Origin of the sequence: Mesorhizobium sp. M7A.F.Ca.CA.001.08.2.1 (genome assembly GCF_003998455.1) — a bacterium.
GTDB classification, from domain to species: domain Bacteria; phylum Pseudomonadota; class Alphaproteobacteria; order Rhizobiales; family Rhizobiaceae; genus Mesorhizobium; species Mesorhizobium ciceri.
The window spans coordinates 1-4,035 of the sequence record NZ_RZPW01000594.1 but is presented as its reverse complement, the minus strand read 5'-3'; the positions used below and the strand labels follow the sequence as shown (position 1 = coordinate 4,035).

General features: G+C 61.5%; 3 protein-coding genes and 1 pseudogene. All 4 read left to right on the top strand.

Going from position 1 to position 4,035, the window contains the following annotated elements; all coding sequences use genetic code 11:
* Positions 1–292 precede the first annotated feature (292 nt).
* Positions 293–1,039 (top strand): cytochrome c biogenesis CcdA family protein, encoded by a 747-nt coding sequence (locus EN914_RS27045; RefSeq protein ID WP_013531914.1) that lies wholly within the window; start codon positions 293–295, stop codon positions 1,037–1,039.
* 83 nt (positions 1,040–1,122) lie between these two features.
* Entirely contained in the window at positions 1,123–1,560 is a 438-nt protein-coding gene (locus EN914_RS27040) for a hypothetical protein (RefSeq protein WP_024503570.1), read from the top strand.
* Between the two features lie 147 nt (positions 1,561–1,707).
* Positions 1,708–3,066, top strand: coding sequence for a bifunctional UDP-N-acetylglucosamine diphosphorylase/glucosamine-1-phosphate N-acetyltransferase GlmU (glmU, locus tag EN914_RS27035; RefSeq protein WP_024503569.1), 1,359 nt, complete (start codon positions 1,708–1,710; stop codon positions 3,064–3,066).
* Positions 3,067–3,238: 172 nt separating this feature from the next.
* Positions 3,239–4,035 (top strand): annotated as a pseudogene (locus tag EN914_RS27030) (glutamine--fructose-6-phosphate aminotransferase); the annotation flags it as partial.

The window sequence follows — 4,035 nt, the reverse complement described above, 5'->3', positions numbered from 1 at the left end:
GTGTAGATCTTGGCGCCATTGACCTCGGCTTCCTTCCGCGCGTCGGCAGCGAAGGATGCGGCGGTGCTGAGCAGAAGCGCTGCCAGTCCTGCGGTTATGGTTTTCATGGAAATCTCCTGACTGATATCTGGAGACGCGCGGGAAATCGCGGCCTCACAGCATCAACGCCTGCGGGCTGTCGTTTCTTCCTGGCAAGTGCGTCGGGCAATGGATGATCTTGCCAACACAATGGTGATTGGTGGACAAGGCTGCGCGTCGCTATATCGGCGTCACGACATTGGAGTTCTTGGAAATGGCATTGGACATCGGCTATGTCAGCGCGGTCGGGGCTGGGGCGATTTCGTTCCTGTCGCCTTGCGTGCTGCCGCTGGTGCCGCCTTATCTCTGTTATATGGCCGGCGTCTCGGTCGACGATTTCCGTGGCAATGCGGGTGCGACAGCGCGTGAAGGCGCACGCGGCGCGCTGATCTATTCTTCGATCGCCTTCGTGCTCGGCTTCTCGACCGTCTTTGTCGCGCTCGGCGCCGGCGCCTCGACCATCGGCCGGCTGCTACGCGTCTGGCAGGAGCCGCTGGCCATGGGCGCAGGCGTGCTGATCATCCTGATGGGCCTGAATTTCCTCGGCGTCCTGCGCATTCCGCTGCTGTCACGCGAGGCGCGCTTCCAGTCACAGGGAAAGCCGGCAAGTGCGGTCGCGGCCTATGTCATGGGGCTGGCTTTCGCCTTTGGCTGGACGCCCTGCATCGGCCCGGTTCTGGGACCGATCCTGACGCTGGCCGGCGGCCGTGAAACGGTGGGCGAGGGCGCGCTGCTGCTCGCCGCCTATTCGCTCGGGCTGGGCATCCCGTTCCTGATCGCAGCGCTGTTTTCCGGCGCCTTCATGCGCTTCCTCGGCAAATTCCGCGTCCATCTCGGCCGCGTCGAAAAGGCCATCGGCGCGCTGCTGGTGATCGCCGGTGTGTTTTTTCTGACTGGTGGCGTGCAGACCGTGTCGTATTGGCTGCTGGAGAATTTTCCAGTGCTGGGGCGGCTGGGGTAGTCTCCCCCCCGCACGGGAACGATGCACACCAGCCCGCATTTGCAGTGCCGTTGACCAACACTTTTTCGAGCCGGGAGGCGAGAATGGTAGCCAAGGCGGATGTGCGAAAATTCTTCAAGGCCTATGAGGAAATCTACAATGACGCGATCGCCGACACCGCCGATCTCAACGACGTCGCGGACATGTATTCGGCGGGTTTTGTCTCGGTGACGCCGGCGGCGGTCATGGTTGGCGAGAATGGCGAGCAGTTGAAGGCCATTATGACAAAGGGTTTTGAGGCCTATCGTGCCCTCGGCAGCAAGAGAATGACCTGCGTCGATGTCTCGGTGATGCCAATCGATCAGGACCATTGCGTGGCTGAGGTAAACTGGTCCGGTGACTATGAACGCAAGGATGGGAGTCTCGTGACCATCGACTTTGCGATCAACTATCTCGTCGAAAAGCGCGATGGCAAGCTGAAGGTGTTTGGCTGGATATCGGGTGACGAGCAGGCGGAATTCAGGAAACACGGCCTGTTGTAGGGGGGCTGACTGCCGAATTCTGTCCTAAGACCCGCTGATTAAGAGTCAGCTGCTCCGCCATCTCACCGGAATTTAACCGCATTGGTGAAGCATGGGCCCACTGCTATCCTGTCTTGATTCCCAACCCTTTCATATGGTTGCCCATCCATGAGCCAGAGATCCTGCCTGTCCGTCATCCTCGCCGCCGGCGAAGGCACGCGCATGAAGAGCGTGCTGCCGAAGGTGCTGCACCAGATTGCCGGCCTGCCGATGGTCGCCCATGTGGTGAAGGCAGCGGAAGAGGCGGGTGCCGGCAGCCAGGCGCTGGTGATCGGCCATGGCGCCGACGAGATGCGCAAGGCCGCGGCAAAGTTCGCGCCCAAGGCCGAGACTTTCGTGCAGGAAAAGCGCCTTGGCACCGCGCACGCCGTGCTTGCCGCGCGCGATGCAATATCAAAGGGTTATGACGATATCCTGGTCATGTTCGGGGACACGCCGCTGATCGATGCAGATGCGCTGACCGTGGCGCGGCTGAAACTGGCTGAAGGCGCTGCCGTCGTCGTGATCGGCTTCCGCCCGCCCAGTCCGACTGGTTATGGCCGGTTGATCGAAAAGGACGGCAAGCTGACCGCCATCCGCGAGGAGAAGGACTGCTCCGAGGAGGAGAGGAAAATAACCTTCTGCAATGCCGGCATGATGGCGGTGGCCGGCGCCCATGCGCTGGCGCTGCTCGATCGGGTCGGCAACAAAAATGCAAAGGGCGAGTATTATCTCACCGATATTGTCGAGATCGCCAGTGCGCGAGGCCTCAATGTCGTGGCCACCGAAGCCAGTTTCGAAAGCGCGCTCGGCATCAACAACCGCGCCGAACTGGCGCAAGCCGAAGCCATCTGGCAGGCGCGCCGGCGGCATGAGGCGATGCTGTCGGGCGTGACGCTGATCGCGCCGGAGACCGTGTATTTCTCGCATGACACCGAGATTGGCACTGATACCATCGTCGAGCCCAATGTCTGGTTCGGTCCGGGTGTGAAGATTGCCACGGGCGCCAAGATCCATGCGTTCAGCCATATCGAGGGCGCCACCATTGCGTCCAATTGCGATGTCGGGCCGTACGCGCGGCTGCGGCCGGGTGCCGATCTCAGGAACAAGGCCAAGGTCGGCAATTTCTGCGAGGTCAAGCAGGCGGTTATCGAAGAGGGCGCCAAGGTCAACCATTTGACCTATATCGGCGACGCCCGTGTTGGTGCTGGGGCCAATATCGGCGCCGGCACCATTACCTGCAATTATGACGGCTATTCGAAATTCTTCACCGACATCGGCGAGGGCGCTTTTGTCGGCTCCAATTCGTCGCTGGTGGCGCCTGTCACCATCGGCAAGGGCGGCTACATCGCCTCAGGCAGCGTGATCACCGAAAGCGTGCCCGACGACGCGCTGGCCTTCGGCCGCGCCCGCCAGAAGACCATTCCAGGCAAGGGCAAGGAGTTGCGCGAGCGCTTTGCTTCGGCGGCGGCGGCGAAGAAAAAGTAAGACCAGCCCGCAAACCGAACGATTGCAGTAACCGGATTGCAAGAGCGGCCTGTCATGGTGCATCGACAGAATGAGCGTTCCGTTATACGGGACGAAATGCAATGTGACTTTCCACGGCAGGCTGGCCATCCCTAAATAGCGCTGGTTTTCCGGGGAATCGGGGGCTTTCTGCATGTGCGGTATCGTTGGAATCGTCGGCCACTCGCAGGTTGCGCCGCTCATCGTCGATGCGCTGAAGCGGTTGGAGTACCGTGGCTATGATTCGGCCGGCGTCGCGACCATCGAGCGTGGCGAACTCGCCCGCCGCCGCGCCGAAGGCAAGTTGATCAACCTGGAGCGCCGGCTCAAGGACGAGCCGCTCGATGGCACGATCGGCATCGGCCACACGCGCTGGGCGACGCATGGCGTGCCCAACGAGACCAATGCGCATCCACATTTTTCCGACGGCGTCGCCATCGTCCACAACGGCATCATCGAGAATTTCGCCGAACTGCGCGACGAACTGGTCCGCGACGGCTATTCTTTTTCGTCGCAGACCGACACCGAGGTCGTGGCGCATCTGGTGGCCCGCGAACTCGCCAAGGGGCTGAATCCGGTCGAAGCCGCGCACCAGGCGCTGAAGCGGCTGGAAGGCGCCTTTGCGCTGGCGATCATGTTCAAAGGCGACGAGGATTTGATCGTCGGCGCCCGCAACGGTCCGCCTTTGGCCGTCGGCCATGGCGATGGCGAGATGTTCCTGGGCTCCGACGCCATCGCGCTCGCCCCGTTCACCAATTCGATCACCTATCTGGAAGATGGCGACTGGGCGGTGGTGCGCCGTGGCGGTGTCACCATCTTCGACATTGACGGCACAAAGGTCGACCGCAAACGCCAGCAGTCGCTGTCGACCAGCTTCATGGTCGACAAGGGCAACCGACGCCATTTCATGGAAAAGGAAACCCATGAGCAGCCCGAGGTGATCTCGCACAC

What these genes read in the sequence shown, in the direction of transcription:
- glmU (WP_024503569.1), top strand. Translation starts at nt 1,708, where the DNA reads ATGAGCCAGAGATCCTGCCTGTCCGTCATCCTCGCCGCCGGCGAAGGC.
- EN914_RS27040 (WP_024503570.1), top strand. Translation starts at nt 1,123, where the DNA reads ATGGTAGCCAAGGCGGATGTGCGAAAATTCTTCAAGGCCTATGAGGAA.
- EN914_RS27045 (WP_013531914.1), top strand. Translation starts at nt 293, where the DNA reads ATGGCATTGGACATCGGCTATGTCAGCGCGGTCGGGGCTGGGGCGATT.